The sequence below is a fragment of the Paenibacillus sp. NRS-1781 genome (assembly GCF_050467745.1).
GTDB lineage: Bacteria > Bacillota > Bacilli > Paenibacillales > Paenibacillaceae > Paenibacillus > Paenibacillus terrae_A.
Genome location: NZ_JBITPI010000035.1, coordinates 15,012 through 41,995, shown reverse-complemented (window position 1 = coordinate 41,995; position 26,984 = coordinate 15,012). Strand labels below are relative to the sequence as shown.

Genomic DNA, 26,984 nt, shown 5'->3' with positions numbered 1-26,984 from the left:
TATAATGGACGATGCACATGCATTTTTAAGAAATCGCACAATAGAAAGAAGATGAACCAGATATGTTCGGCACTATTCTTTTAGACGTAGTTTTACCTATTTTTGTACTCATCGGTTTTGGTTGTATCATGCAATATTATTTTCGACTGGATTTGTATACCTTAGCTAAGATCAATTTTTACTATATTACCCCTGCGGTTGTGTTTACCGGTCTTTATAACTCGGAAATTTCGTTAATGCTCATGGGGGAGGTTTCTCTTTTTTACGCCTTGTACATAGCCATTTTGTACGTCATCAGTACAACTGTTTCCAGATCTTTGAAGTATAGCCCTGGAATGCGGGGAGCTTTTACAAACAGTGTCATGCTTGATAATTCTGGAAATTACGGTCTGCCGATCAATCAGCTAGTATTCAAAGGTGATCCGCTGGCTACGTCCGTTCAAGCACTGATTATGACCTTTCAAAGCTTTGTCACGTTTACATACGGTACTTTTGTTGTACAAAACGGCAAGGCCGACAGTCGAAAAATTCTGATTAATTTTTTAAAAATGCCAGTTCCTTACGCCCTCGTGCTGGGCTTGCTGTTGAACCTGTTGCACAGTCCATTGCCCAATTTACTGGCAGAACCGTTGAATTATATCAGTCAGTCGATGGTTGCCGTTGCCCTGCTTACCTTGGGAGCGCAAATTGTGCAATATCCCTTTCGTCTGCGGCGTACAGCCGTGTATATTAGTATGGTGCTGCGTCTGATTGTTGGTCCTGCGGTCGGTTTTCTGATCGTACTCCTGCTGGGGCTTAAAGGGATTCCTGCTCAAGCCCTGCTGATTGCCTCTGGTATGCCTACCGGTGTTAATACAAGTATTCTGGCGGAAGAATATAAAAATGAACCCGATTTCGCAGCTCAAACGGTACTTCTTTCTACCATTGTGAATGTCATTACAATGACACTGTTGATTTCAGCATCCAGGTATCTTGTTTGATTTGATTGGCTTATATAAGCCGAATAGTGCTTCCCATCGCCACCACTTCGCTTGTACAGCACTATTCGGCCTACTCCGTTTTTAACGTTCATTTTTTCGTGTTCGACTTATATGGAACCGCTTTTTTCTGAGGACAAGAGCATTTTTTCTTCAAAAAAAGAACATACGTTCGTAATTGTTCGACTTTTCCCTGATTCAAGTGGTATGTGTGTTTTATGGAGATCGTGTGCGAGAAAGAACTGTTTATCTATTATGAATTTTTCATATAGTGAAATATTTATAAATGTTCGACTAGAATCAACAATGCCAGCAAAAATAAAGCCAGCTCGCTCTTCAGGAGTGGCTGGCTTTAGGATTATTCTTATGCTAAATGCTGCAAAGCAGTTAGCCATTTTAGCAATCGTCCTCTTTTCGCTCGGATTTCGCTTACCTTAACAGGGTTTACGGCTCTATCCCCCATTGCTTGCTTCCAGACAAATAAGCAGTTACCTTAGTGGAATCTTTTAAACTGGTTGCTGTGGCGTCAAAGGAATAATCATCGGTTTGGGTGTAATTGCTCCAGTCCGTTTTGGTTACCCTGGTTTGTAGCTCCACACTTTGACCGGGATCTAAAGAACCCGTCCCTGGCTTAAAGCCAATTTCCATATAAGAATCTGCTCCCGGTTTTGGATTGGACAGTGTTTTGAAGCTAGCGATCACATTCTCAGGACCAACACTTGACCAATCTGCGAAGAAATTTTGGGACTTCTCCCCATTTATAGTGTAATAATAACGCATCGTCACATCGGCAAGGGAAACCGATGAAGCTCCTGTATTCGTAATTTTAAACTTGGAGCTGATCGTATTGCTTGTTTCGGATACATTCCCATTGAAGGTCTGTACCTTGAGAACACCCTGTTCTGTTCCCGGCTCGCTTGGTGTATTTTCCTTTACTGTCACCGTAAACTGCACATCACTACCTGCATTAAAATGAAACATTAGCGCTGTATCTCCTTTAGGGAGTTTGGACAAATAACTATTGGAGAAGGTGACCGTTTCGCCATTGAGCGTATAATCTTCACCTTTATTCAGCACTACGCTACCCTGCTGGATAGCGTCTAACGTATTACCGTTCAGTGTAAGCTTGACGGAAATATTGGTATTTGTGTTATCTTGTCCATAGGTGGCAGTTGTCGGCGTAATGCTAGACTGACCCGCAGATGGTTGATCACCGCCCAATCGATCTGCTACCAGAATGCCGCGGCCATTCGTTCCCAGATAAGCACGTCCATAAACTCGGGGGTCACCGATAATGGTCGTCGCCCGTGCATATTGATGCTTGTCGTCATTAATACGTACCCAGTTTGCGCCATCATCGTCCGAACGGTAAAATCCGCGTGTACCGTCGATTTTACCAACGATGAATACAGCTGCATTGGTACGATTCGGTGCTGCTTTACCAAAGCCTACAAAGTCTGCCTCCTGCACATTAGCGAGTTTGGTGAACGTAACACCGGAATCCTTGGAATGCCACAAGCCGTATGGCCCTCCATCCTCAGAGCCCCCAGCGAACCACACATCCCCTTCTACTCCACGTACTGCATCAATATCGGCATTACCTACGGTTGGCAAGCCAGATACCGCCGAGGCTGTGAACGATACGCCTCCATTGGTGCTGACATATATTTTTCCGTCGGCGAATGCATAGTATTTGTTGGGATTCACCCGATCCGAGGCAATCTTCGCGTTCGCTGGAATACCTGTACTTGCGGTCCATGAGTTGCCGCCTGTTTTGGAGTAAAATACGCCTTTGTCCGATGTGCTCCAAAGCAAGCCATTACCATCTGCCGCAACAGCTACGCTTCCCCCTCCTGCTGTACCGGCAGGCTCACTGTTCGCTTTATGCCAGTTTGCTCCGCCATCATTGGAGAAGCCAATGGATTTGGCATTCGGATCTTTTTCGTAATCGGCTTTGCCTACCCGCGCCATAAAAGCTGGATTCAGCTCGGCATAGTCGATGCTTTCACTGCTTGTAAAAGTGGGATTATCCAGCATTTTAGCTGGAGCCTTGAACAGATCGTCATGTCTGAAACCGGAGACATCCCCTACTGCACTCACCAAAGGTGCACCGGTTGGAGGGCTTACAAGATCCAAAATCGCCGTTTCCTCTACCCCCTTAGCGGCTACCGAAATGTCCAGCTTGCCGCCCTTGTCCCAATTCGTCACATTTTTGGAGCCGTAAATCGTAGCTCCTGTGCCGTATAACATATGGTCTGAATTAAATGGATCAATCTCCAGATCCCCGATCATCCAGCCCAGCTTGGGCGATATTTCCGGCGGAGCAGGGTTGGCATTAAAAGTCAGCCAAGGTGCAGCTGTTATATCCAAATTATATTTCAGCTTGCGAGTTGGATAACCATCGAATTCCCAAATGGGGCTCCAGGTTGACCCGCTGTCGATGCTGCGATAAATCGTTGCATCCGGCCACCAGGAATTCAGCGTAGCCACCATCAGAGTACCGGGCTTCTGCGCGTCTACTGTCAATCCACCATATCCAAAATAATTGTCCGTGCTGCTACTGGCAATAGGACTTATATTGGTCCATTGACCGCTGGCTGTATTCAATTTCCATACATCACCCTTTGTCCCGTCATATGGACCCGCCCCATCACTATAAGAGATATACAGGTTGCCGTCCGATGACAACACGCCATGATGCGGTAAATAGCCCGTTGGTTGTCCTGCTACAGCGGACCAGGTTGACCCGCCATCCGTACTGCGATAGACACTTTGGTTCTTATCAGCTACCCCTACATAAATCGTCTGGGTAGCTTTGCTGGCAGAGCCTGTCTTTTTGTCAAACGTAATCCAGGCCAAACCGACAATATCACTGGTGTACTCATTGGAAGGGTCCTGAACATACGTGCCCGGATTCGGGAAGCTGCTCACCTTGCTCCAGGTTACCCCGTAATCCGAGCTTTTCCATAGTCCATTACCGCTCCGTGCCCCGAAGAACAAAATATTGTTCTTATTGGGATCAATTGTCAGACGCTCGCCCATCGAGCGTCCTGGCATATTCCCTCCCACCTTAAAAGGAAGCTTCGTTGTCTGCCACGTATTGCCCCGGTCGGTCGACCGCATAATCTGCCCGTTTTGCTTGTCCCATGAATTGGTATACGTACCTGTAGCTATATATACACGATTCGGATCAACAGGATCGGTCGCCAACGCATCTACGCCATTTTTGTTCCAATCTTCCCAACCCACAGAATCCGTCAACGGAATCCAGCTCTCGTCAGCGGGATTCCAGCGATAAGCACCTCCGATATCCGTACGGGCATAGATCAGATTTTTTTCCTTCTCATTAAAAATGATACCTGGCACAAAACCGCCACCGCCACCCGTGACCACACTCTTCCAGGTGTACTCATCACTTGGAGGAGCAGCATGTGAGGGCGTTATCAACCCTGTCCAGGAAGCACCCGCTACCACAAGGGCCAAACATGCGATCCTAAACCTGCTTTTTACCTTAGTCAATGAATTCAACCTCCTTCTCTATTTTCATTTGAATATGCAAATATTTTTCATATCAAAGAAACCAGTCGATTCCAGATTCGTTCCTAATCATTGTCTTTCCAACAACCAACATAGTCTGATAAAAGCTTCTCTCGGTCTCACCTCCAGTCGTTATCCATGAAATACAACAGGAACCACATTTTATAAAGCGCTTACATTTGTCTCGCTCAATACATTCGTCATCCTTTTCTCATTTCCTTGTGTAAAAAATCAAGATTATGTTAATATCATTACTTGCTTCACAGCTTACAGTATGGGCTTGATCCTTCACCTGGACATTGATACTTTTTAAATACTTCTATTATGAATTTTTCATGTATTGAAATAATCAATTCATTTCTCATTCTTTAATATCTGTCAAAATACTTTGATATACGCCAAAAAACCGCGCTATGCGCGGTTCCATTTTACGTGAATGCTATCAATAAGCATTAAATATATCCTTTATTATTGCAACTATTCAAGCGCCAACACCAAAAATATGTGGCCTGACACAAGCAATGCACGCTCATCAAAATCAAAATGAGGAAGGTGTTGAGCATAATGTGTTCGTTCATCCTCATTACGCGCCCCCACATGAATGAAAGCTCCCGGCCGTCTCTCCAAGTAATAAGCAAAATCCTCTGCTCCATACAGCCTGCCGACAAATCGAATGATAACAACTTGATCACAGATCAATTATTGTACCTTTTTGTAAATTTCCTCCCGCTTAGCATCTCTATAGATGGATAGAAGACTTAAATTGAAAACGCAAAAAAGAGCCGACAGGAGGCTCTCCCCGACTCATTTTGTTACTAATTACAGTTTTGAATTTTTCAGGTATTGAAAAACTGACTTATACTCCCTCGTACTGGATGAGTCTGCTCCCTGTAGTCCCCATCCGTATAACTGCCAATCACCTTCCGCCAAAAGGACTGCGCTGCCCTGTTCGTGCTCATCTGCGTTACCTTCCAACGCCCGGCAAAACGTCCAAACAGCTCATGAGCCGCCCAAGTACCGACACCCTTATGCCGATAAGGACGAAGCACAAAGAACTCAGCCATGTAGTAGTCAGCCTCCCGATTGCTGGACATCTGGTCAACCAATGCGAAACCTACGGGAACGTCCTGCCTCCAGATTAGAAAAGGCAGCTTCTGTTCACCGCTTGTCCAGTATTGATACAAGTCCGGGTAAGCCGGGAAGGTGCCGTTTTCTGTAACATCAATTTGAAGATAGGCTGTAAAATCATATAAATAAAATTGCATGAGCTGCACAATAATGTCTTTCTGCGACTCCGGTGCACTTTTTATGGACAGCTTCAATTTCGACTGAATGTCATACCCCATATCTTCACCTCTCTTGACGGATCAGTTCGTTCTTTACTTCGATTTGCATCCCAATCTCACATTCCCTCCGGTGCTGTTCAAAATATGCTAAAATACATATATTATGACCGGACGAGGTGGAGCCCAATGAATATACAAAAGATCATCGACCGGCGCAAACTGGATGAAAAAATGCCGGGATTACCATGGTACGTGCAGCAATTTATGGATTACAAGCTACCCGACCTGTCCCCTTCCACATTGCTGGAATATGTGCGGGATTATGAAGCTTTTTTTACATGGCTTCGCTCAGAGGGCTTGTCTGCCGGAGAGACGAACGCCCAAGTTACACTGGAAGAATTGGAGACGCTCCATATGGATAGTATTACAGGCTATCGTTTGTTTCTATCGACTAAGCGTGAAGGCTCCAATTCCCGCATTACGATTTCACGTAAGCTTTCGTCCCTGCGTTCCCTCTTTCATTATTTGAGCCAGATCGCTGAGGATGAAAACTTTTATCCTTTGCTCAAACGCAACATTATGGCCAAGGTCGAAATCAAGCGCATACATAAACCCAAGGACACGGCCGCCAAGCTCAAAGGAAAAATACTAGAGGAGGAGGAGCTGCTTGAATTTATCGGCTATATTTATGAAGGCTATGGACAAGATTTGGCCGGTAACAAGCAGGCACTGTACTCCTATGAGCTGAACAAGGAACGGGACGCCTGTATTGCCAGTCTCATTCTGAACTCGGGCCTGCGCGTATCTGAAATCGTCAATCTGAATCTGGACGATCTGGATGTAAACAACAAATTACTATATGTGTACCGTAAAGGCCACAACGATGAGACCTTTAAAACGCCAGTATATTTCCGCGAGCAGTCCAAAGATGATCTGGCACTCTATTTATCCCTGCGGCATACCCGTTATCGCGCACCCAAAAAGGAAAAAGCGCTCTTCGTCGCACGTCCCAACGGCAGTACGGAAGGCAAACGGATGACCAAAAGAGCGATTCAGGCGATGATTATCAAGTATGCCAAACGGTTCGGCAAGCCTTACCTGACCGTTCACAAGCTCCGTCATTCCTTTGCCACCGACTACTATCTGCAAAACGATATTTACAAAACGAAGGAACAACTCGGTCATGCTTCCACAGAAACGACAGAAGTCTATGCCCATCTGACCGACAAGACCATGTCCCAAGCGATTGAACGGCGGGTGGAGACTCAAACCGACTCAGCCGATTGATGTCTCAGCCCTGCTCATCCCGGACTCCTTCTCTCTGATTCTGAATCTGTCCAAGTAACCAGCGGCCTGCCGGGCCGTTGGCATCGGCGGGAAATATCTGCATCGTTTGATCCGAAAAATGGCTCTGTGCCCAGCCCGTATGATCCTCCCAAACCGCTACTCCCTGTACATTGGTCAGCTCAGTAGTAAGCTGGGCATCCGATTGTTCCCGCACCATAACCAGCTTCGGATAATGCTCCTGCTTGAAGCCTTCCAGCAACACGCAGTCGTATGCCTGAAAATGCCGGATCAGTCCGGCAACAGGCCGACTATGCTCCTCTAAAATGGCTGTTCTTCCATCTGAAACAATGGCTACGCCTTCGGCTCCCGCTAGTCGGTGCTTGTACGTATCTGTTCCCTCATGATCCATCTCAAACTCATGTCCATCATGCTTGATCACAGCTACACGTAGTCCAGACTCCCGCAAATAAACAATCAATCCTCCGAGGAAGGTCGTTTTCCCCGTGTTTTTGAAGCCGACAACCTGACATACATACGGATTCGTCGTATTCACGTCACCTGACCGCCTTGAAGCACCAGCACACGCACCTCTTCCCCTGCACGCAAGCCTTCTGTTGTTGGAGGAACCACGATCAGACAGTCGGCGTCCTTAATCGTCACCATGACGCTGGATTCATCTACTCGCGCAGGAATTGCGTATACTTGCCCGCTGCATATTTCCAGGGAGCTGCGTACAAAACGGGTAAAATTATTCACCTTCGTATAATCTGCTCCCAACCGCGCCGTCCAGGTTTGCAGATACGGCTGTTCTGAAGACAGCATCATTTGGATGGTGGGCCGCACAAACAACTCACAACCTACAAAGCACGCACCGGGATTGCCAGAAAGCGCAAATAGTAGCTTGCCGTCAATCACCGCGGCTGTGGTCACACTACCCGGACGCATGGTGACCTTGTTGAACAGCATATCCACATCCTCCTGTCGTACCAGATCGCCCATAATATCAAAATCCCCCACCGATACTCCGCCACTCGTAACGACGATATCGTAGGCAGCTATCGCTTCACGCACAGAAGCACGGGCGAGAGCCAAATCATCATGAATGGCTTGCAGGATGAACGGCTCCCCCCCTCCCTCCCTGATTTGTGAAGCCAGCATATATGTATTGCTGTTCCGAATTTTCCCCGGCTGCAACGGCTCATCCACGGCAAGCAATTCCGAACCTGTGGAAAAAACAGCTACTCGTGGCTTCCTACAGACGGGTACCCGATGTACACCAAAGGTAGCCAGCACCGAGATGTGTCCTGCCCCCAGACAGGTTCCTTTACTAAGTAAAAGCTGACCTTCCTGAATCTCATGGCCGATTGTCGTCACATTTTTGCCGATTTCCATGCGCTTCTTCAAGCCGACATATACCTGTCCATCTTCCTCACGTAGCTGTGTCGCTTCCAACATAACAACCGTATCGGCCCCTTCAGGTAATTGTGCTCCTGTCATGATGCGGGTCGCCATTCCCGTCTCCACCCGCTTGTCCGATACGGTGCCGCATGGGATTTCACCAATCACGCGTAGCCAGATTTCCTGACCGGACGAACAGACTTCAGTGTCCGAACCAAGGATGGCGTATCCATCCATGCCTGAACGACGGAAGCTGGGATACGGGTGTGGTGCGGTCAAATCCATCGCCAAATAACGTCCATGCGCCTGCTCCAGTCCTACATCCTCCCGCTCTCCCTGTTTAACATGAGCAGCTATTCTGCTTTGCGCTTCTTCCACTTGAACCGCTTTGCGCTGAAATTTGTTCGAATTGAGTTGTGCCTGATTCATATCTTCACTCCCGTTCTTCTGAAAATGCCCTCTTTCTGTTATAACGCTAAAACCGTTATCTGGCAAATCCGAGCCATGTTTATTGAGTAGCGACAAGTCTCTATACGCAAAAAAAACAGCCCGGGATCACATTCCCGGACTGTTTTGCAGATTCTACGTTAAAAGTTTGCTTGTCATTACACACCTTAACCCCATCATCGTCGACTTCGTCGGCTGATTTTACCTGATCCGCTGCGTGTTTTAGGCTTACTATAAGATTTGCGCGGCGAATTAAAAATGCTGGAACCACCGCTGCTGCCCCGGTCACGCGAAATCGAGCCTCTACTCGGTGAACTACTGCTGGAGCCTCTGTCGAACAGACTTCCGCTGGAACCGACACTGGAATCAGACCCCGTACCCCTGCGGGTAACGGAACCCTTCCGCTCCACCGTAATAGGCGGGATGGCTTTCTTCTCCTGCACCGTAGGTGCACGGTACTGGCCTTGAGAAGGCCGATATACATCTCTGCTGGAATACCCCCGGTAAGAGCCTGATCCGCGCAACGAATCAAACAGAGCATCCAGTACGGTTGCCGTTAAGTATCCTTTTAGAAAGCTGGAGCTGTAATTTTGCTCGACATACTTCTTGCTGTCGATTTCAATTAATGTGTCTTCCTTCTTGGCTGGATCTTGCTGTAAATGATACCATTCATCGCTGTACACCAGAAACATCCGCTCATTGCTCTGCGGCGAGATTTGTTTCGGTTCACGTTGTTCTTTCAGTTCCTCCGCCACTTCTGGAACCGTCTTGCCTGCGGCCCGGTACACGTACGAGGTCGAGTTGCCGCTGCCACTGACCGATTCCAATGGGTACGTATCTTTCACATTTGGCGCACCGCAACCGCTTAGCACGGATACGAACAAGCTCAGCGCCACAATGACCTTTAATGCATACTGCCAGGTGCGTTTGCTCATGTGTCACCCTCTCCTAGCTTGCCCGAATAACCTTGACGTCTCCGGTAATTACTTCTTCTCCTTCATAAAGCATAAAGCGGCCGTCCTGCCACTCTACACGCAGCAGATGGTAATCATCCGACTGATACTGCCAAACATGCTGCTCTCCACCCTGTCGAAAAGGAGCACGGCCCATAACCGTAACATGCCCAAAATACTGCTCTTCCAAATGATATGTTGTATCATCCAGCTCCAGAATCGTTGGCACTTCCTCCGGGTTGTCCAGTCTGCCATCGATAGCCTGGTACAGTCCGAATTGCAGCGTTTCCCGTTCCTCAATGTGAAGGTAGCTGACTTGATTACCATCCTGAAGCGTCAGAACAACGGCATTCCGAGCGCGGTTATGTACTCGGCCCACCACTTCATATGTGACAAGCGACACTTCACAGATATCGCCGGGATTTAAATGAAGCATACTCTTTTCCGCTTTTGGCGGCTCTGGCTTGGTAAACAGATTCGAAATTCGTTTCCATACACCCATGATGATTCCCCCTGCCTTTCTTTAGCCTAGAAGCATGCCGCAATGATTAAAGCGCCGACCAGATGCAGCGTACCTGAAAACAGACCAAAGCCGATTTTTCCTTCCTGTGTGCCTTTATCCAGATCAAGCTGTGCCCAGTACCGAAGCAATAGACGTACGACAACTTCCAAAACAAACAGAATGACAAAGGCGATCACAGAATACACAAGCGCCTCCAGCAAATTGTTAGCTGTAGCAATGGAGCTTGACAAAATATACCCCTGTGCAAACAGCTTCATAATTAACCGGACTGTTACGGCCATATTACCGGCTTTCACTTCTGCAAAATCCTTATACTTCGTAAATAAAGAATCAATGTACATCAATACGAACAACAAAACGGCACCCGCGCCAGTCCATACAAGCATCGCTTTCATCGTTTCTAAAAAATGCATTTCATACCATCCTCCACATCATCTTGACCTTCATATATGTTGATTTACGCCTCCGGGCAGGGAAAAGCGAAGGAGAAAACGGTTCCCCTTCGCTCCTTAGCAGCCACACAGGCGGCCATGCTTATAACCTTATTTATTGTCGTATTGCTTCAACAAAGCGGCAAGCTCATCGTCCACGGCACTTTTCTTATCAAGCTCCTTGAATTCCTCATCCAGCGATTTTTCTTTAGAGGACATTTCGTTGCTTGCTTCAGCACGCGCCTCTGCTTGCAGCATTTTTTCTTCCATGCGCTTCAGCCCGGCAGTTGCCGTATCGGAGCTAAAACCGTTCATTGCTTTGTTAATTTCCGTTTGTGCTTTAGCTGCATTATAACGGGCAACCAGCGTTTCACGCTTGTTCTTCATTTCCGTCAGCTGTCTGCGCATTTCATCCAGCTTACCGCGCAGGTTATCGGCTGCCGCCTTGTTCTGCTCGTAGCCAGCCTTAAACTCGGTCATTTTTTGCTCAGCAGATTTCTTTTCTTCCAACGCGCGGCGAGCCAGATCCACATTTTGCGCTTTTGCTGCTGTATGGGCCTGCTCTTCACGTTTTTTTACCAGAGCAGCCTGCTCTTCGTACTGCTGTTTGAATCTCTTCTCAATGGCAATCTGAGCGGCTACCGCTTTCTCTGCATCCTCCAGATCCTCTTGCATATCACGAATGTATTGATCTGTCATTTTAACTGGATCTTCGGCTTTGTCAATAATGGAGTTGATATTGGACATGGTAAGATCTCTTAAACGTTTGAAAATAGACATGTGAAGTTCCTCCTAGTGTTGAATGCTTAAATTTTAAGCTCTGTACACATGTTTACGCAAGCTTTGCAAATAGAGTTTCAAAAATATTATCGGACAAAGTGCATTCTAAAAAATAAAGTGCATTCTAAAAACCGCGCAAGTAAGGCTCCGGGATATCCGCCTGTACTTTTAGCTCCCGCGACGCATGCAGCGCCCAATACGGATCGCGCAGCATGGCGCGTCCTATCGCTACCAGATCAGCTTCTTTTTGCTGAATCACCCGCCGGGCATCCTCATAATCGTCCAGCAGACCAACAGCGATTACAGGCACATTTAGCTTTTCACGTATATCATGTGCCAGATCCACCTGATATCCCGCACGCGCAGATGGACCGCCATTGGAACCAATCGGCCCCTCGCCACCAGAGGAGATGTGAAAAATATCCACACCTGCATCACGATATCGTTCCCCTATGCCTGCTATGTATTCCACACTATATCCATTTTCAACATACTCTTTGGCGGATATCCGCATCAACACAGGCATATCAGACGGAAGCACCTCTTTAACAGCCTGAATCACTTCAACACCGAACAGCGATAAATCCTGTCCATACTCATCTTCTCTTCTGTTCGTTAAAGGGGAATGAAATTGATGAATCAGATAGCCATGGGCACCATGAATTTCTACTGTATCAAAACAGGCTTCCACCGCGCGGCGCGCGCCTTCCTTATAAGCCTGAACCAGCTTCCTGGCCTCGGCTGTTGTCAAAGCATGCGGCTCCTTGAAACGTTCGCTAAAAGCAATCGAGGAAGGTGCGACAGGCAAATCAGCATCTTCAGCCTTGCGTCCGGCATGACCTAATTGAATTCCGATTTTGGCACCGTACTTGTGGACTTCCTCCACTATTTTACGGTATGCAGGAATATGCTCATCACTCCAAATACCCAGATCATAATCTGTAATACGTCCATCCGGATGGACCGCTGTCATTTCCACAATAATCAGCCCGGTGCCACCTACTGCCCGGCTAACGTAATGGACATGATGCCAATCATTTGGCTTTCCATCTTTGGCCTCCACACTGTATTGGCACATGGGGGGCATTACAATCCGATTTTTTAAAGAGAGTCCCTTTAATTGATAAGGAGTAAACAAGTCGGTCACTTTGATCCATCCTTCCTTTAATTCCATCTCTGTACAATATGAATTGCAACCCCATTATACACCAGTAATCACTGGATACCGAATCCATTTAAAGGCTAAAAGCTGCGAAAATACTGCTGTTTTCGGTCAGGTTTAATAGAATATGTTCGTTTAGCTTCGTGATCTGCACTTACATCCGATTCACAAGGCATTTCCACTCAGTCACTCCATAGTCTAACCTGTTCTGCGGCATAATTTCAACATGTCAGGTACATAATAAATGAAAGCAACAGAAGGAACCACTGCACGGAAAGGGGGATACATATGCCGTACAGGGGAATATTGCCAATCATGTCACTGTTACTAGCATTTTCGAGTTTTCCCGTTCACGCGGATGCGCCTCCCGATATCGGAACGACTCATTCCAAGGAAGCGACTGTTGTTTCTTCAGCACATAAGAGCAGAGAACGAGCCACTCCCACATTAGCCATGCTTCGAAAAAAACATGCGGATATTTTCAAAATGTGCGGCCCGCACACTCAGCAAATTGCCCTGACTTTTGATGACGTGCCCGATTCCCGGTATACGCCGCAGGTTCTGGACATTTTGCATGCGAATGGGATCAAAGCCACCTTCTTTATTGTCGGTCACCGTGCGGAAAAACACCCGGGCATGATTCGCCGTATCGTACGTGAAGGCCATGCCTTAGGCAACCATTCCTATACCCATCCGGATTTTAGGAAGGCTTCACCGGAACGCTTTCGCAACCAGATTAAGAAAACAGAACATATTTTGGAGGCCACTGTAGGCTTTCGACCCAAGCTGATCCGCCCGCCCTATGGTGAAATTACGGAGCCTCAGATCCGATGGGCGCGTCGTCACGGCTACATGATTGTCAATTGGAACGTAGACTCCCTCGATTGGAAGGGACTCAGTAAAACACAAATTCAGCGTAATGTGATCCCGGCTACTGGACCAGGCTCTATCATTTTAATGCACGCAGGTGGAGGTCAAAGCTCCAATCTGAAAGGCGCTGTTCAATCCCTGCCGGGTCTCATTCAGTCGCTGAAAGCCAAGGGCTACAAATTTGTCACGGTTCCCCGGCTACTTCACACCTCGGAGCGGAAATAACAGTAAAGGGCTGTCTTGTCAGCAGATGCATTCTGCGGTCAAGACAGCCCTTTTCTAATCGACAAGACCCATATATGATCTGAACCTGCGATTACGTTATTTGATCATAGTTTACATAATATATATTATGTTCACTTAATTCATTTGCTTACATAGTCTATTTATCAATGACATACAGCTTCACATTCTGAAAACCAAAGTCACTCACAAAAGATGGGCTGCCTGGAATGAAAATATCAATCCGTTTACCCGTGATGGCGCTGCCCTTATCACGTGCTACTGCTACAAAAGATTGATCCGGCAGCCCCGGGTGGGAATAGCCTGTAACCAACACTTTCGTACCCAACGGAATTACGTTGGGGTCTACCGCAATCGTACCGAGCTTAAGCGGATTTCCGAAATAGTCCACCGCTCCCCATTTTCCATTTTCACTGGCTGCTGCGGAATACGCTGTGGCCTTCACGTCAACTACTTTTCTGTAGTTGAATGTTTTGCCCCATGCTTCAACCTGTTGACCGTCACCTGCTGGCGCTTTCTCGGAAAGAAGCTGAGGCTTCGAATCCGAAGCGGCCTTTAACTTGTTCTCGTCCGGCACCTTAATTTGCATTCCTGCATATATATTGCTGGCGGCAACATCCGGGTTCTCCTTTTGCAGATCTTCTACAAATACCCCGTAACGTTGAGCAAGTAAAAAGAAGGTGTCACCTTCCTTGGCCGTATGAAGCGAAGCAGCGTCGGCTACCCCGGCTGTCTGCGCCAATCCTGCAATGGCTACTGCCAGCACCGCAAATTTCATTGTTTTTCCAATACGTTTCAGATGTTTCAAAAGATATGTACCTCCTCTGTTATGCCTGCGAAGTTAGCTGTCGGATTCGGACTCAGGAGAAGCCCTATGCTTAATGCAATTCACCCCTAGGCAACCTTCCATCCATTCGTATGAAGACGGATCAGAAGTTACTGCCGTTGTTACGTCCCCCGCACTTCCCATGGTTTTGGGTCCCGCATTCAGCGTCTGTCGTAGCTGTCTGCTGCCCCGGTAAGTTTTGGCTCACTGCATAATATCACAATTTTGTAACCTTATCTGCATGAAAATGTTGGGAACCTTGAACATCATACTACATGTGTTACAATTTTGTCATCATGAAATCGAAATTAGTTACAAAAATATGAACGAGGATGACAAAAAAAAGAAAAAGCCCCCCGTCAAACTTCCAACGCGGAGAGCTTTCTTCATAGCCTTTACAAGCTCATTTCTTACAAAACCTTGGCAAGAAAATCCCGGGTACGATCATGGCTTGGAGTACCAAAAACCTGCTCCGGTGTACCTTGCTCCACAATTTGACCGTTATCCATAAAGATAATGCGGTCTCCTACCTCGCGGGCAAAGCCCATTTCATGGGTCACGATGACCATCGTCATGCCACCCTCAGCCAGCTTCTTCATCACGTCCAGCACCTCCCCGACCATTTCAGGGTCCAAAGCCGAAGTCGGCTCATCGAAGAGCATTACATGCGGCTGCATCGCCAAGGCGCGTGCAATCGCAATCCGCTGCTTCTGTCCACCGGATAACTGATTTGGATAGGTGGCCTTTTTGTCTTCAAGTCCAACGGTGCGCAGCAGCTCCAGCGCAATTTTCTCCGCTTCCTTCACAGACTGGCCCCTAACCTGAGTTGGCGCAAGCGTCAGATTTTGCAGCACCGTTTTGTGCGGGAACAGGTTGAAATGCTGGAACACCATCCCCATTTTCTCACGAGTCGCATTAATGTTATGACCACGAGCTGTGATCGGCTCGCCCTCAAACAAAATCTCCCCGTCGGTCGGCTGCTCCAGCAGATTCATACAACGTAAAAATGTACTTTTCCCCGAACCACTCGGGCCAATGACGACAACAACCTCGCCTTTGGCAATATCTATATCAATGCCTTTTAAAATTTCACTTTTGCCGAACGATTTACGCAGTTGTTTAACGGTGATCACTGGCTCTCAACTTCCTTTCCCATAAACCCAACAGCTTCGACAAGCTGAATGTCATTACAAAATAAATAGCAGCCGCGATGACGAACGGACTTAATCCTTCGTAGGTGATGTTCTTAATGACTTGGGCCTGATACATAATATCCACGATACCGATGGTAGAAATGATGGAGGACTCTTTAATAATCGTAATAAACTCATTGCCGATCGCAGGCAGTACAGACTTGAACGCTTGCGGTAAAATGACGTGACGCATAGCTTTGCCTCGTCCCATACCGAGTGAACGAGCTGCTTCCATCTGACCACGGTCCACTGCCTGGATACCTGCACGGAAAATTTCAGCCAGATAAGCCGAGCTATTCAGAGATAACGTAATAATACCGGACTGAAGTGGCGTAAAATTGACGCCCAGCGTCAAAGCAACCCCATAATGGATGATCATAAGCTGTACCAGCATAGGTGTACCACGTAGTACCTCTACGTAGGCCGTACCCAACCATTCAATGATACGTACACCACTCATCCGCAGCAGAGAGATGATCAGACCAATGATAAATCCGAACAGTACCCCGAGCGCAGACAGCAACAACGTGTAGCCGATACCCGTAACGTAAAAGCTGCGATATTTCCAAAATATATCCACGATGTTATTGGATGAAACCTGTCGATCCGCATTGAGCGCACTCGCTTCTGTGGAAAACTTTTCAATAGAACCGTCTGCTTTCAGGCGAGTCAACGTTTTATTTACAGAGGCCAGCAGTTCAGCATTTCCTTTACGAATACCTACAGCGGTTTCTGCTCCCTCATCCTCTGGCACCGCCTTGGCGAGCGTTACCGTACCGTCCAACGTATATCCTTTAGCAACTGTATCCTCAATCACGACAGCGTTAATACGCTGTGTCCGAAGCTGGAGTACCAGGTCGGAGATTTTATCCAGCGAAGTTACAGAGGAATTGGGCACTTTTTGAGCAATCTCTTCCTGAATACTGCCCTTTTGTGCCCCGATCTTCTCGCCTTTCAAAGCAGCCATCATCGGATATTTGTCCTTATCCTCCGGACGTACCATAATGACTTGCTTGGAGTGGTAGTATACATCCGAAAAATCAATGCTCTTTCTGCGTTCATCCGTTGGTGTCATACCAGACAGTACCAGGTCTACACGACCGCTTTGCAGGGCAGGCAGCAACGAGTCAAAGCTCATGTCCTCAATGACCAGCTCTGCACCCAGATCCTTGGCAATTTCATTGGCGATATCAACGTCAAATCCTACAATGGTATCCTTGCCGTTAATGTCTTTATGAAACTCATAAGGCGGAAAATCGGCACTCATGCCGAGTACAAGTTTTGACTGTGTCTTCGCTTCCGTCCCGTATGCAGTAAGCATCGGAAGACCAGCCAACAGCAAGATAACCGCCGTCAGAATAAGGGCGGTAAAACGATATGCCTTTTTCAATCTTTTTTTCTCTCCTTAAATTCTTTATAATAAATAAGATTGTGTCATTATAAATGAATATGCATGATTATGCAATGAATGTTATAGTACAAATTCAGCACTCTAGCTTAGTACCTACATTACAGCATATATAAAGGAGTTTTTAGCATGGATTTTAAACAGACGATCCAACGTACCATTGAGCAGCATGCCCAAAGTTTTAAGGATATTTCTATATATATTGGCGCAAACCCAGAGCTGGGGAATGAGGAGTTTTTGGCGGCTGCTCGTCTAAAAGAGGAATTGGCTTTTCACGGATTTGAAGTGCAGGCTCTTGTTCTAGGTATCGAAACGGCTTTTATTGCGACTTATAAAGCCGCAAAACCCGGTCCGGTCATCGCTTTTCTAGCAGAATATGACGCCCTGAAAGGTCTGGGACACGCATGCGGACACCATCTGATCTGTATGATGAGTACAGGAGCGGCTGTTGGCCTCAAATCGGTCATTGACGAGATCGGTGGAGAAGTACGAGTATACGGCACACCTGCCGAGGAAACACGCGGTGCCAAGGTCCCCATGGCGGCTGCCGGGTTGTTTGATGATTGTGATATAGCACTCATGACGCATCCTTACGACGGTTATGAAAAATCGGGTAAATCGCTGGCGATTGATGCCGTACAATTCGAATTCTTTGGGCAATCCGCTCACGCGGCGGCCAGTCCCCACGAAGGTATTAACGCGTTGGACGCGGTGATTCAAACGTTCAACGGCATTAATGCGTTCCGCCAGCAGGTGAAGAGTACGGTACGTATTCACGGCATCATTAATCAAGGAGGCCAGGCAGCAAACATCATTCCTGATTATGCCTCTGCCCAATTTTATGTACGGGCTGCTACACGGCATGAACTGAATTCATTGACTCGCCGCGTCATTCAAATTGCCGAAGGAGCGGCCCTACAAGCCGGGTGTCGTCTGAAAACCTCGAATTATGAGACATCTTATGATGAAATGGTGACCAACCGTGCGCTCTCCGATGCCTTTACCGCAAATTTGGTGCTGACAGGCATTCCGCAGGAGGACATCACAGAGGGCGAAGATCACGGCTCCATGGATATTGGAAATGTGTCGCTGCACTGTCCCGCCATTCATCCGTACATTCAAGTTATTGACGAGAAGCACGCCTTGCATACACCTGAATTCCGCGATTTGGCGATGCAGGACCGGGCGCTGGAAGGAATGTTGCTAGCCGCCAGAACCTTGGCCTGGACCGCATGTGATGTAATCACGAATCCTGAGTTACTGACACAGATTAAGGAAGAATTCTCTCTGCTGAAAAGAAAAATTTAAAATTTTAATTTCGCCAAATTTTTAATTTCGTCTTCCGTCTTCTCTCCAGAAAGGAGCAGTCATTATGAATCATATGAGCAGCTTTTGGGCGTTGTTTATTGTGGTCGACATCATTATTTTGTGGTTCTTTTTTCGAGCATTATACCGAAGGAACAGGGAAAATCGAAAGACACGCCGCCGTAATGCTTTTTTTCTCCGCTCCCCGTCCCCTTCTTCCCTTGAACAGGGGCGGTATAAGGAAATTATAGAGCTCGTGCAGCTTCTGGAACAATCTATTCCAGCCTCCTACGCTCATAGTGTAAGGCGGCGTGTAATGGATACCCATCCTCACCTGACGGAACAGGAATACGATTGGCGCTGGAATGAGCTCAAACGCTATTTTATGCTATGTGCGATTATGAATCGAGTGCCCATGTTCAGTCCAGATGTGGATGAACTGTGGCACGAAATGCTGATGTTTACGCGGGAATACCAGCATTTCTCGGAAGCCTTCTTTGGTCGTATGCTGCACCACGCCCCTCACGCTGGCTCACAGCCGATGCCAGATGAACGGGCATGGTTTGACTGGCTGTATGCGGAATGCTTTGGCTGGAACCACTATAGTGCAAGCTTATGGGGGACTTTTTTCAATCATCCATTACCGAATAACGAGCTTGCACACTATTACAAGCTGACAGCTTCCGGGCAGCCAGCAGGCGATCGTTGGAATATGCAGGAGAGCATAGGCATCTCTCAGCAGGCACAGCAAGCGGTTCAGAGGATCATGAACCATCTGCGTAATCGGGTGAATGAAGCAGTGGATGATCCAGATGGCAAGCGGCTGCTGAAGGTCAACTATTTACAAATAGATGATCTGCTGCTGGCCGTCGTATGGTATTCCTGGTATCAACCCCATCAGTTTGCCTTGCAGATGCATCCTGATGCTACAGGAAGTGCCGCATTAGCAAGCTCGTCAGGCTGTAGTTCAGCAAGTGGCTGCTCGAATTGGGATACGCACCACTCGAACCATCACTCTTGCCACGGAAGCTCCCATGATGGAGGCTCATCTCACCACGATTCGGGTGATTCCGGCGGTAGCCATTCCTCGTGCAGCAGTAGCTCCTCATGCGGAAGCAGCTGTGGTGGAGGCGGAGGCGACTGATCGCAGCAAAAAAGGGCATTCCTCAGCCACTATTGGCTTCTGTGGGATGCCCTTTTTCCATTGTACTATGCCAATTCTGCCTTGTTCAGACACTCCTGCCCGGTCGACTTAGTTCATTCGTTCCCTGTCAGTGAACGGTAAATATCCAGATACGCTCCAGCCGACACATCCCAGCTGTACTCTCCTGCAAAAGCAGTGTGTGTAAGCTTGGACCAATGCTCAGGCTGGCGATAAAAATCAGCCGTACGACGAATCGTATGCAGCATATCATGAGCATTGTAATTTTTGAAGCTAAAGCCGTTCCCTTCGCCTGTGGACTCATTGTAAGCATGTACGGTATCATTCAGACCACCCGTTTCTCGCACAATCGGGATGCTTCCATAACGAAGCGCCAGCAGCTGGCTAATCCCGCAAGGCTCAAACCTCGACGGCATAAGGTACATATCGCTTGCAGCATAAATTTTACGGGACAAAGGCTCACTAAAAGCGAGCTGCACCGACATTTTCAAGGGATAACGTCCAGCCGCTTCCCGGAACCAATGCTCAAAGGCTGGATCTCCCGTACCCAGCACAACAAACTGAATATCATCATCATACATGATTTCATCAAGCACCCTGGTTACCAGGTTCAGTCCCTTCATATCCACAAGTCGGGTTACCATCGCAATTAAAGGCACATCCGGTCGTACCGGCAGACCCAGTTCCTTTTGCAGACCGATCTTGTTTTTCTTTTTCTTGACCAGACTGGTGCGGTACTTCGTATAAATACGGTTGTCCGTAGCAGGATTGTAGCTTTTGGTATCAATTCCGTTCACAATACCCGACAAACGCCCCTGCTCTCCCAGCTTACGCAGCAGCCCTTCCAGCCCATATCCGTAAAATTCCGTCTGTATCTCCTCTGCATAGGTAGGACTTACAGTGGTGACATGATCCGAGTAGGTCAGCCCACCCTTCATAAAATTCAGTCTGCCATGATATTCCACACCCTCAGGGGTAAAATAGCTCCCGTCCAGATTCAATAGTTCCGTTAAGACCTCATATGGAAAATCCCCCTGATACAACAGGTTATGTATCGTAAACACGGTGCGAATATCACTGTAAAAGGGCAAATGACGGTAATTGGCATTCAATAGCAACGGCGCCATCGCGGTATGCCAGTCATGACAATGCAAAATATCAGGCTGAAAATTCAAATCAGGCAGTACTTCCAAGATCGCCCGGTTGAAAAAGGAAAAACGCTCGCCATCATCCATATAGCCGTAAATTCCGTCACGACCAAAGTAATATTCATTATCTATAAAATAAACCTTGATCCCGTCCAACATCAGTTCCTCTACTCCACAATACTGATCACGCCAGCCTACGGCGACATGCTTGACTGTTACCGGACGCAGAGACTCCTTATAAGGATCGGGGATCCCCGCATATTTAGGCAAGATGATCCGGACATCGCACCCCGCCTGACGAAGTGCCTTTGGCAGTGCACCAATGACATCAGCCAGCCCGCCTGTTTTAATAAATGGATGTGCTTCTGCTGCCGCAAATAAAATGTTCATATGTGCTTCCTCCTAATGACCTCAACCCTATTTTAAACCAGTTGTAACATGGATTAATCTGCTTTTTTAGCCCTTCGGGGCGCTTTCTTCAGTATAACGACACTCAGCGGCGGAATGGTCAGCTCCAAGCTGTGGAGTTGTCCGTGGCAAGGGATCTTGGCTGTGCTCAACACTTCGGTGTTCAACTGGCCACTACCGCTAAAGTCCGAATGATCGCTGTTCAGCAGTTCAATATAGCTCCCCGCCTTTTCCAGACCAATTCGGTAGTTATCTCTTGACACGGGCTGAAAGTTAATAAGCACGACCAGTGTATCTCCCGGCTTTTTCCCTTTACGCAAATACGTAATTACGCTCTGCCCACGGTCCTCCGCCTCAATCCACTGATAGCCATCCCACGAATGATCCAGCTCCCATAATGCTTTTTCCTGTATATACAAATGATTCAGCGCTTTCGTAAAAGCGTGCAGCGAACGGTGACTGTCATAATCCAGCAGAAACCAGTCAAGCTGCTCCTCATCCTTCCATTCAATGAATTGGCCGAATTCCCCACCCATAAATAACAGCTTTTTGCCCGGTGAGGTGATTTGGTAACCGAGAAGCGCTCGAAGCCCGGCAAATTTTTGCTCATAGCTACCCGGCATTTTATCAAGCAGCGACTTTTTACCATGAACGACCTCATCATGTGACAACGGCAGTGTAAAATTCTCGCTGTATGCATAGGCTATGGGGAACGTCAGCAAATTATGGCGCTCAGGCCTCTGATCGAAAACCGTTTCAATATAATCAAGCGTATCGTTCATCCAGCCCATATTCCATTTGTAATTAAAGCCGAGTCCTCCATCGCTTACCAGGGAGGTAACCATCGGCCAGGCACTGGACTCCTCTGCCATCATCAGCGCATACGGATAATAGCGGAAGACTGTTTCATTCAATTGTTGAAGGAAGGCAATAGCCTCCTCATTTTCAATGCCTCCCTTGGAATTAAAACAATATTGACCGTCCTGCTTTTCAAAATCCAGCCGCAACATACTCGTCACAGCATCTACGCGCAGACCGTCAATGTGGTACACATCCATCCAGAACAGTGCATTGGATATCAGGAAAGAACGCACCTCCGGCTTGCTGTAATCGAACGTCAGTGTCCCCCAACCAGGCTTTTCTGCAATCAGCGGGTCCGCGTATTCGAACAGCGGCGATCCATCAAACAGTCTCAAACCATGAGCATCCTTGGCAAAATGAGCCGGAACCCAATCCATAAGCACCCCGATGCCTGCCTGATGACAACGATCCACCAAATACATAAAATCATGCGGTTCCCCATAACGGCTTGTCAGTGCAAAATATCCGGTGAGCTGGTATCCCCAGGAAAGATCATACGGATGCTCACTGAGTGGCATAAGCTCAATATGCGTGTAACCCATTTCCGTTACATAGGGTACAAGAAGCTCAGCCATTTCCCTGTATGTATAAAACGTACCGTCTTCTTTTTGTTTCCAGGTGCCCAAATGCAGCTCATATATATGAAGGGGCTTTCCATAAGGCTCTCTTCGTTTACGCCGCCAAGCCGCGTCGTTCCAAACGTAGCCCTCCAGTGAAGCGACCACGGAAGCCGTTGCCGGTCTTAATTCTGCGCGTACCGCATAAGGGTCTGCTTTTAGAAAACGTTCACCATTTGCACCCGTAATATCATATTTGTAAAAAGTTCCTTGGGATATACCTGAAAAAAAACGACTCCAAAAGCCAGATTCGGGAACTCTATATAAGGAATCCTGTTCCCCATTCCAGTTGTTACGATCTGTAGCAAGCCCGACATGGAGAGCATGAGGAGCCCAGACCGTAAAACGGACGCCCTGTTCTCCGTTCTCCACAGTAAGGCGGGAACCCAAAGATCGGTAGCTGTGATAAAGTGTTCCTTCGTGAAACAAATAAATATCTTCCGGCGATACAGCCTGTTGCGGGAGAGTTTGGTCTGTCATCACGTCACCACCCTTATATGTTTGTTAGAACAAAATGTATGATTCGGAAATACATTTGCTTTCCAGTCAAAGCTGACTTGGGTTATTACCCCATTCTAGCCACAATGAACAGAAAAATGACTATGAAAAAAATAAACCTTAAATTTTGGGGGATCTTACACACCTGATGGTTTCAAGAGCACCCCATACCGTTTATGTATGTACTACAACAGACAACTAAACCGGGAGGGAAACGAAATGTTTAATAAAGAATGCATTGCCATGCTGCTGGCAGGCGGAGAGGGACGCCGTCTTGCTCCCCTTACTTCAACGATTGCAAAACCCGCCGTACCCTTTGGCGGTCATTACCGAATTATCGATTTTCCTCTCAGCAACTGTGTTAATTCAGACATCGATACTGTAGGTGTGCTCACGCAATATGAGGCGGAATCCTTGCACGAGCATATTGGGGATGGAACTCCCTGGGGTCTTACTCAAACGAACGACAAGGGAGTTACCTTACTTCCATCTTATAATACAGACAACGCTGAATATTTGGGAACGGCAGACGCCATTCATAAAAATATCGAATATATAGACAGTCAAAACCCGGAACACGTGCTTATTTTATCTGGTGATCATATTTACTATATGAATTATCGTGAAATGCTGAACTATCATAAGGAAAAAGTTGCTGCGGCTACGATTTCCGTTATGGAAGTACCTTGGGATGAAGCGCACCGCTTTGGCGTCATGAGTGCCGATGAGGAGCTGCGTGTAACCGAATTCGCTGAAAAGCCGGAGAAACCTGAAAGTAATCTGGCCTCTATGGGGATTTACCTGTTTAAGTGGGATTATTTAAGAAAGTATTTGGTGGAGGACGCCGAGGATGAGCAATCCAGCCATGATTTCGGTAAAGACATCATTCCTAAAATGCTGGCGGATCAAGAATCCTTATATGTTTACGAATTTCAAGGCTACTGGAAGGACGTAGGTACCGTTAAAAGCCTGTGGGATTCACATATGGATCTGCTGCAAGAGGATTGCGCGATTGATCTGCAACGGACAGACTGGCCTATGTATACGCGTGAACGCCGCACAAGGTTGAGCGCACATAAGCTATCTAACCGCAAAACGGAGCCATTGGACAGCCTCCTGCATGATTCTTGCCAAGTAGAAGGTCAAATTGAACGTTCCGTCGTATTTAGCGGTGTCGAAATAGGTAAAGGCTCGGCTATTAAGGAAAGTATCGTTATGCCTGACACCCGTATTGGTCGTAATGTGTATATTGAGCACGCGATTATTGGTGAAGGTGCTGTGATTCGTGACGGTGCAGTCATCAAGGGTAATCCGGGTGAAATTATGGTTATCGGGCCGAATGAAACGGTATTCGGTAAAATGGCGGTACGCCCACAAACAGCCCGCATATTGAAAGAAGCTTATGAGCGCAACACACGCCTGCGTGCTGAAGGCTTTACTTCTTAATGGAACGAAATATGTCAAACAGCCAGCCCTTCACTATAATGGGGACTGGCTGTTTTTATAATTTACATCTATTTAAAACTAACTTTCGGTTACATATCTAGACTTCCGTGAGTTGCGGTGGCTCTACGGGTTCCTCGGCTTGCAAAGCAGGCAATGAAACTGTAATCGTGGTACCTGCTCCCAATTCACTCTTGATGAGCATTTGCCCTTGATGGCGCTCCACAAATTGCTGCGAGATTGCCAATCCCAAGCCCGTACCACCATTCTGATGGTCTACTTGGAAGAATCGTTCTCTTACTCTGGCAAGATTCTCCGCGCTAATCCCGATTCCTGTGTCTTGCATAGACACCTCGATGTTGTCTCCGATCTTTTGCAGTGACAGAAAAATAATAGAGCTTTCATGCGAGAACTTGATGGCATTATCCGCAATGTTTAAAAACACCTGTTTCAAACGGTTGCCGTCTCCATGAACCAGGTATACTGTTTCCTCCGAGTCCAGTTGGAGTTTAATTTGCTTCATTTCCGCTTTGGCCCATACGTTCAGCATAATCTCCTGCAAAAGCTCGCGCAGATCAACCGTTCCCATGACAAGCTTCATTGCGTCTTGTTCCAGCTTGGAAAAATCAAGAATCTCCTCGACCAAACCAATCAACCGATCCGTCTCCTTGGAAATAATCTGCATCCCGATCTTCGTCTCCTCTGGATCATAGCCGCCGGAATTTAGCGTTTCACTCCATCCCTTAATAGAAGTCAGCGGCGTACGCAGCTCATGGGAAATGGACGAGATAAAATCATCCTTGATTTGATTCGTTCTAGCAATTTCCTGGGCCATGTAGTTTAGTGTCGAAGCCAGCTCACCCAACTCAAAGCGATAATCTCCTTTAATTCGTGCATCAAATCGCCCTTGCGCCATCTGAGCTGATACATCACGGATATTATTAATCGGCCTAACGATGGAATTAGCTAGTCCTGTACTGACTACGAATACGATAACCAGTACAGCTACCATGATGCCCACGGAGAAGAGCGTAATGGTAAATAGCTTATCGTTGACCTTTTCCAGCGAGGTCGTATACCGAACAATATACACCTGATCTCCGACGATATTATCCAGTTTTTTGGATACCGCCATAACTTGCTGACCCGTACCAGGTTGCTTCCCAATCCAGCTCCCCGTATCCCCCGCTAATGCTTGCGTCACATCACTGGTTTGTACACTTGTTTCTGCCGCAAAGTTCGTGGAATTATCTATTACATTCCCCTTCTCATCGAGCAATTGCAGTTCCGTATCCCCTAATGAAAACGTATTAAGCAGATACGACTGCAAAGACTGTCCCGGCTCCTTGAATTTGGGTGCAAACTCACTTACCGATTGGATGCGACTTTCCACGTGCTTATAAATCGTGTCGTAATAGTATGCACGGATTACAATCATGAAAATGACTTCTACCAACAGAAGCGCCAAGAACACCACAAAAAAATAGTGAAGCACAATCTGTCTGCCAATCCCTTTTTTGATCATTGAGCCTGACCTTTCCATTTATACCCATGCCCCCATACCGTTTGCAAAAAGGCGGGTTCGGAAGGATTGTTTTCAATTTTTTGCCGCAACCGCCGGATGTTCACATCCACGATTTTTGGATCGCCCATATATTCCTTGCCCCACACATGGTCAAGCAAAACATCCCGGCTGAGCGGTGTATTTTCTTTTTCCAGAAAAAATTGAATCAGGGAAAACTCTGTTGGCGTCAGCTCAATCAACTGCCCGTTTTTCTTAAATTGCTTGGCAATCAGATCCAGCGTGAACGGACCAGACTGGAAGGATACTTTAGCCGCCGTCTCGCGGTGTACATTCACCCTACGCAGCAGCGACTGAATACGGGCAATGAGTTCCGTCGGGCTGAAAGGCTTGCTCACATGATCATCAGCCCCTACAGACAAGGCATACACCTTATCCTGCTCCTGTACCTTCGCCGTGAGAAAGATAATACCAATGCGCTCATTCGTTTCCCGAATTCTTCGACAGACCTCGAAACCGTCCATACCGGGCACCATTACGTCGAGCAACGCGATATCAATATCCCGCACCGTGTTCAAAATATTAAGAGCCTCATGCCCATCTGCTGCCTCCAGCACCTCGAAACCGTTTCGTTTCAAGTTTATGACGATAAAGCTGCGAATGGATTCCTCGTCTTCCATGATCAAAACTTTACTCACT

24 protein-coding genes and 1 riboswitch are annotated in these 26,984 nt (G+C 47.2%); of the genes, 6 read left to right on the top strand and 18 right to left on the bottom strand.

What is annotated here, in order from left to right:
• Positions 1 to 62 precede the first annotated feature (62 nt).
• Positions 63 to 980: an AEC family transporter gene (locus ACIFO6_RS13400; protein WP_430041135.1), complete on the top strand. Its 918-nt coding sequence runs from the start codon at positions 63 to 65 to the stop codon at positions 978 to 980.
• 107 nt (positions 981 to 1,087) lie between these two features.
• On the opposite strand, the gene ACIFO6_RS13395 is transcribed toward ACIFO6_RS13400, so the two are convergent.
• The 4 genes from ACIFO6_RS13395 to ACIFO6_RS13380 form a co-directional block, all read right to left on the bottom strand.
• Positions 1,088 to 1,372 (bottom strand): hypothetical protein, encoded by a 285-nt coding sequence (locus tag ACIFO6_RS13395; protein WP_430041133.1) that lies wholly within the window; start codon positions 1,370 to 1,372, stop codon positions 1,088 to 1,090.
• A gap of 49 nt (positions 1,373 to 1,421) precedes the next feature.
• On the bottom strand, positions 1,422 to 4,496 hold the full coding sequence (locus ACIFO6_RS13390; protein ID WP_430041132.1) for a X2-like carbohydrate binding domain-containing protein: 3,075 nt from the start codon (positions 4,494 to 4,496) through the stop codon (positions 1,422 to 1,424).
• A 495-nt stretch (positions 4,497 to 4,991) separates the two neighbouring features.
• The gene (locus ACIFO6_RS13385; protein WP_430041131.1) at positions 4,992 to 5,213 is read right to left on the bottom strand and encodes a hypothetical protein; all 222 of its coding nucleotides are present in this window, start codon (positions 5,211 to 5,213) and stop codon (positions 4,992 to 4,994) included.
• 137 nt (positions 5,214 to 5,350) lie between these two features.
• A complete protein-coding gene (locus tag ACIFO6_RS13380; protein WP_430041130.1) occupies positions 5,351 to 5,860 on the bottom strand; it encodes a GNAT family N-acetyltransferase in 510 nt (169 codons plus the stop codon).
• A 126-nt stretch (positions 5,861 to 5,986) separates the two neighbouring features.
• On the opposite strand from ACIFO6_RS13380, the gene xerS reads away from it, so the two are divergent.
• On the top strand, positions 5,987 to 7,087 hold the full coding sequence (gene xerS / locus ACIFO6_RS13375; protein WP_430041129.1) for a tyrosine recombinase XerS: 1,101 nt from the start codon (positions 5,987 to 5,989) through the stop codon (positions 7,085 to 7,087).
• Between the two features lie 4 nt (positions 7,088 to 7,091).
• Here xerS and mobB read toward each other — a convergent pair whose 3' ends face one another.
• From mobB to ACIFO6_RS13340, 7 genes are all read right to left on the bottom strand, one after another.
• A complete protein-coding gene (gene mobB, locus ACIFO6_RS13370; RefSeq protein WP_430041128.1) occupies positions 7,092 to 7,640 on the bottom strand; it encodes a molybdopterin-guanine dinucleotide biosynthesis protein B in 549 nt (182 codons plus the stop codon).
• Positions 7,637 to 8,914, bottom strand: a complete 1,278-nt coding sequence (locus ACIFO6_RS13365) for a molybdopterin molybdotransferase MoeA (RefSeq protein WP_430041127.1) — start codon at positions 8,912 to 8,914, stop codon at positions 7,637 to 7,639. The genes mobB and ACIFO6_RS13365 overlap by 4 nt, the downstream gene beginning before the upstream one ends.
• Positions 8,915 to 9,108: 194 nt before the next feature.
• Positions 9,109 to 9,867: a DUF4247 domain-containing protein gene (locus ACIFO6_RS13360; RefSeq protein ID WP_430041126.1), complete on the bottom strand. Its 759-nt coding sequence runs from the start codon at positions 9,865 to 9,867 to the stop codon at positions 9,109 to 9,111.
• Positions 9,868 to 9,880: 13 nt separating this feature from the next.
• Positions 9,881 to 10,387 (bottom strand): DUF4178 domain-containing protein, encoded by a 507-nt coding sequence (locus ACIFO6_RS13355; protein ID WP_430041125.1) that lies wholly within the window; start codon positions 10,385 to 10,387, stop codon positions 9,881 to 9,883.
• Between the two features lie 26 nt (positions 10,388 to 10,413).
• Complete coding sequence (locus tag ACIFO6_RS13350) at positions 10,414 to 10,821, bottom strand: DUF350 domain-containing protein (protein ID WP_137063271.1); 408 nt, start codon at positions 10,819 to 10,821, stop codon at positions 10,414 to 10,416.
• Between the two features lie 129 nt (positions 10,822 to 10,950).
• On the bottom strand, positions 10,951 to 11,619 hold the full coding sequence (locus tag ACIFO6_RS13345) for a PspA/IM30 family protein (protein ID WP_014281523.1): 669 nt from the start codon (positions 11,617 to 11,619) through the stop codon (positions 10,951 to 10,953).
• A 124-nt stretch (positions 11,620 to 11,743) separates the two neighbouring features.
• A complete protein-coding gene (locus ACIFO6_RS13340) occupies positions 11,744 to 12,766 on the bottom strand; it encodes an NADH:flavin oxidoreductase/NADH oxidase (RefSeq protein WP_430041231.1) in 1,023 nt (340 codons plus the stop codon).
• A 303-nt stretch (positions 12,767 to 13,069) separates the two neighbouring features.
• Between ACIFO6_RS13340 and ACIFO6_RS13335 the strand changes: the two genes are divergently transcribed.
• Positions 13,070 to 13,876: a polysaccharide deacetylase family protein gene (locus ACIFO6_RS13335; protein WP_430041123.1), complete on the top strand. Its 807-nt coding sequence runs from the start codon at positions 13,070 to 13,072 to the stop codon at positions 13,874 to 13,876.
• Between the two features lie 157 nt (positions 13,877 to 14,033).
• Here ACIFO6_RS13335 and ACIFO6_RS13330 read toward each other — a convergent pair whose 3' ends face one another.
• The 3 genes from ACIFO6_RS13330 to ACIFO6_RS13320 all read right to left on the bottom strand — a co-directional run bounded on the left by ACIFO6_RS13330 (position 14,034) and on the right by ACIFO6_RS13320 (position 17,303).
• Positions 14,034 to 14,702 (bottom strand): 3D domain-containing protein, encoded by a 669-nt coding sequence (locus ACIFO6_RS13330; protein ID WP_430041122.1) that lies wholly within the window; start codon positions 14,700 to 14,702, stop codon positions 14,034 to 14,036.
• Between the two features lie 7 nt (positions 14,703 to 14,709).
• Positions 14,710 to 14,884, bottom strand: a riboswitch (cyclic di-AMP (ydaO/yuaA leader).
• A gap of 246 nt (positions 14,885 to 15,130) precedes the next feature.
• On the bottom strand, positions 15,131 to 15,853 hold the full coding sequence (locus ACIFO6_RS13325) for an amino acid ABC transporter ATP-binding protein (RefSeq protein ID WP_430041120.1): 723 nt from the start codon (positions 15,851 to 15,853) through the stop codon (positions 15,131 to 15,133).
• Entirely contained in the window at positions 15,840 to 17,303 is a 1,464-nt protein-coding gene (locus ACIFO6_RS13320; RefSeq protein WP_430041119.1) for an ABC transporter substrate-binding protein/permease, read from the bottom strand. Before ACIFO6_RS13320 ends, ACIFO6_RS13325 begins: the two co-directional genes overlap by 14 nt.
• 147 nt (positions 17,304 to 17,450) lie before the next feature.
• Here ACIFO6_RS13320 and ACIFO6_RS13315 point away from each other — a divergent pair, with 147 nt between their 5' ends.
• Both ACIFO6_RS13315 and ACIFO6_RS13310 read left to right on the top strand, forming a co-directional pair.
• The gene (locus tag ACIFO6_RS13315; RefSeq protein ID WP_430041118.1) at positions 17,451 to 18,629 is read left to right on the top strand and encodes a M20 family metallopeptidase; all 1,179 of its coding nucleotides are present in this window, start codon (positions 17,451 to 17,453) and stop codon (positions 18,627 to 18,629) included.
• 64 nt (positions 18,630 to 18,693) lie between these two features.
• Positions 18,694 to 19,770 carry a hypothetical protein gene (locus ACIFO6_RS13310; protein WP_430041117.1) on the top strand — a complete coding sequence of 359 codons (1,077 nt, stop codon included), beginning with the start codon at positions 18,694 to 18,696 and terminating at the stop codon, positions 19,768 to 19,770.
• Positions 19,771 to 19,883: 113 nt separating this feature from the next.
• Here ACIFO6_RS13310 and glgA read toward each other — a convergent pair whose 3' ends face one another.
• Both glgA and glgB read right to left on the bottom strand, forming a co-directional pair.
• Entirely contained in the window at positions 19,884 to 21,326 is a 1,443-nt protein-coding gene (glgA, locus tag ACIFO6_RS13305) for a glycogen synthase GlgA (protein WP_430041115.1), read from the bottom strand.
• A gap of 53 nt (positions 21,327 to 21,379) precedes the next feature.
• The gene (gene glgB / locus ACIFO6_RS13300; RefSeq protein ID WP_430041114.1) at positions 21,380 to 23,302 is read right to left on the bottom strand and encodes a 1,4-alpha-glucan branching protein GlgB; all 1,923 of its coding nucleotides are present in this window, start codon (positions 23,300 to 23,302) and stop codon (positions 21,380 to 21,382) included.
• A gap of 237 nt (positions 23,303 to 23,539) precedes the next feature.
• Here glgB and ACIFO6_RS13295 point away from each other — a divergent pair, with 237 nt between their 5' ends.
• A complete protein-coding gene (locus ACIFO6_RS13295) occupies positions 23,540 to 24,766 on the top strand; it encodes a glucose-1-phosphate adenylyltransferase (protein WP_430041113.1) in 1,227 nt (408 codons plus the stop codon).
• Positions 24,767 to 24,863: 97 nt separating this feature from the next.
• Here the strand turns inward: ACIFO6_RS13295 and ACIFO6_RS13290 are convergent, their stop codons facing one another.
• Both ACIFO6_RS13290 and ACIFO6_RS13285 read right to left on the bottom strand, forming a co-directional pair.
• On the bottom strand, positions 24,864 to 26,288 hold the full coding sequence (locus ACIFO6_RS13290; RefSeq protein WP_430041230.1) for a HAMP domain-containing sensor histidine kinase: 1,425 nt from the start codon (positions 26,286 to 26,288) through the stop codon (positions 24,864 to 24,866).
• The gene (locus ACIFO6_RS13285) at positions 26,285 to 26,983 is read right to left on the bottom strand and encodes a response regulator transcription factor (protein WP_014281511.1); all 699 of its coding nucleotides are present in this window, start codon (positions 26,981 to 26,983) and stop codon (positions 26,285 to 26,287) included. Before ACIFO6_RS13285 ends, ACIFO6_RS13290 begins: the two co-directional genes overlap by 4 nt.
• Position 26,984 lies beyond the last annotated feature (1 nt).

Bases quoted from the DNA above. Each gene is read 5' to 3' on its own strand.
- ACIFO6_RS13400 (WP_430041135.1), top strand. From the start codon at position 63: ATGTTCGGCACTATTCTTTTAGACGTAGTTTTACCTATTTTTGTACTC.
- ACIFO6_RS13395 (WP_430041133.1), bottom strand. From the start codon at position 1,372: ATGGCTAACTGCTTTGCAGCATTTAGCATAAGAATAATCCTAAAGCCA.
- ACIFO6_RS13380 (WP_430041130.1), bottom strand. From the start codon at position 5,860: ATGGGGTATGACATTCAGTCGAAATTGAAGCTGTCCATAAAAAGTGCA.
- xerS (WP_430041129.1), top strand. From the start codon at position 5,987: ATGAATATACAAAAGATCATCGACCGGCGCAAACTGGATGAAAAAATG.
- ACIFO6_RS13365 (WP_430041127.1), bottom strand. From the start codon at position 8,914: ATGAATCAGGCACAACTCAATTCGAACAAATTTCAGCGCAAAGCGGTT.
- ACIFO6_RS13360 (WP_430041126.1), bottom strand. From the start codon at position 9,867: ATGAGCAAACGCACCTGGCAGTATGCATTAAAGGTCATTGTGGCGCTG.
- ACIFO6_RS13355 (WP_430041125.1), bottom strand. From the start codon at position 10,387: ATGGGTGTATGGAAACGAATTTCGAATCTGTTTACCAAGCCAGAGCCG.
- ACIFO6_RS13350 (WP_137063271.1), bottom strand. From the start codon at position 10,821: ATGCATTTTTTAGAAACGATGAAAGCGATGCTTGTATGGACTGGCGCG.
- ACIFO6_RS13345 (WP_014281523.1), bottom strand. From the start codon at position 11,619: ATGTCTATTTTCAAACGTTTAAGAGATCTTACCATGTCCAATATCAAC.
- ACIFO6_RS13335 (WP_430041123.1), top strand. From the start codon at position 13,070: ATGCCGTACAGGGGAATATTGCCAATCATGTCACTGTTACTAGCATTT.
- ACIFO6_RS13315 (WP_430041118.1), top strand. From the start codon at position 17,451: ATGGATTTTAAACAGACGATCCAACGTACCATTGAGCAGCATGCCCAA.
- ACIFO6_RS13310 (WP_430041117.1), top strand. From the start codon at position 18,694: ATGAATCATATGAGCAGCTTTTGGGCGTTGTTTATTGTGGTCGACATC.
- glgA (WP_430041115.1), bottom strand. From the start codon at position 21,326: ATGAACATTTTATTTGCGGCAGCAGAAGCACATCCATTTATTAAAACA.
- glgB (WP_430041114.1), bottom strand. From the start codon at position 23,302: ATGACAGACCAAACTCTCCCGCAACAGGCTGTATCGCCGGAAGATATT.
- ACIFO6_RS13295 (WP_430041113.1), top strand. From the start codon at position 23,540: ATGTTTAATAAAGAATGCATTGCCATGCTGCTGGCAGGCGGAGAGGGA.
- ACIFO6_RS13290 (WP_430041230.1), bottom strand. From the start codon at position 26,288: ATGATCAAAAAAGGGATTGGCAGACAGATTGTGCTTCACTATTTTTTT.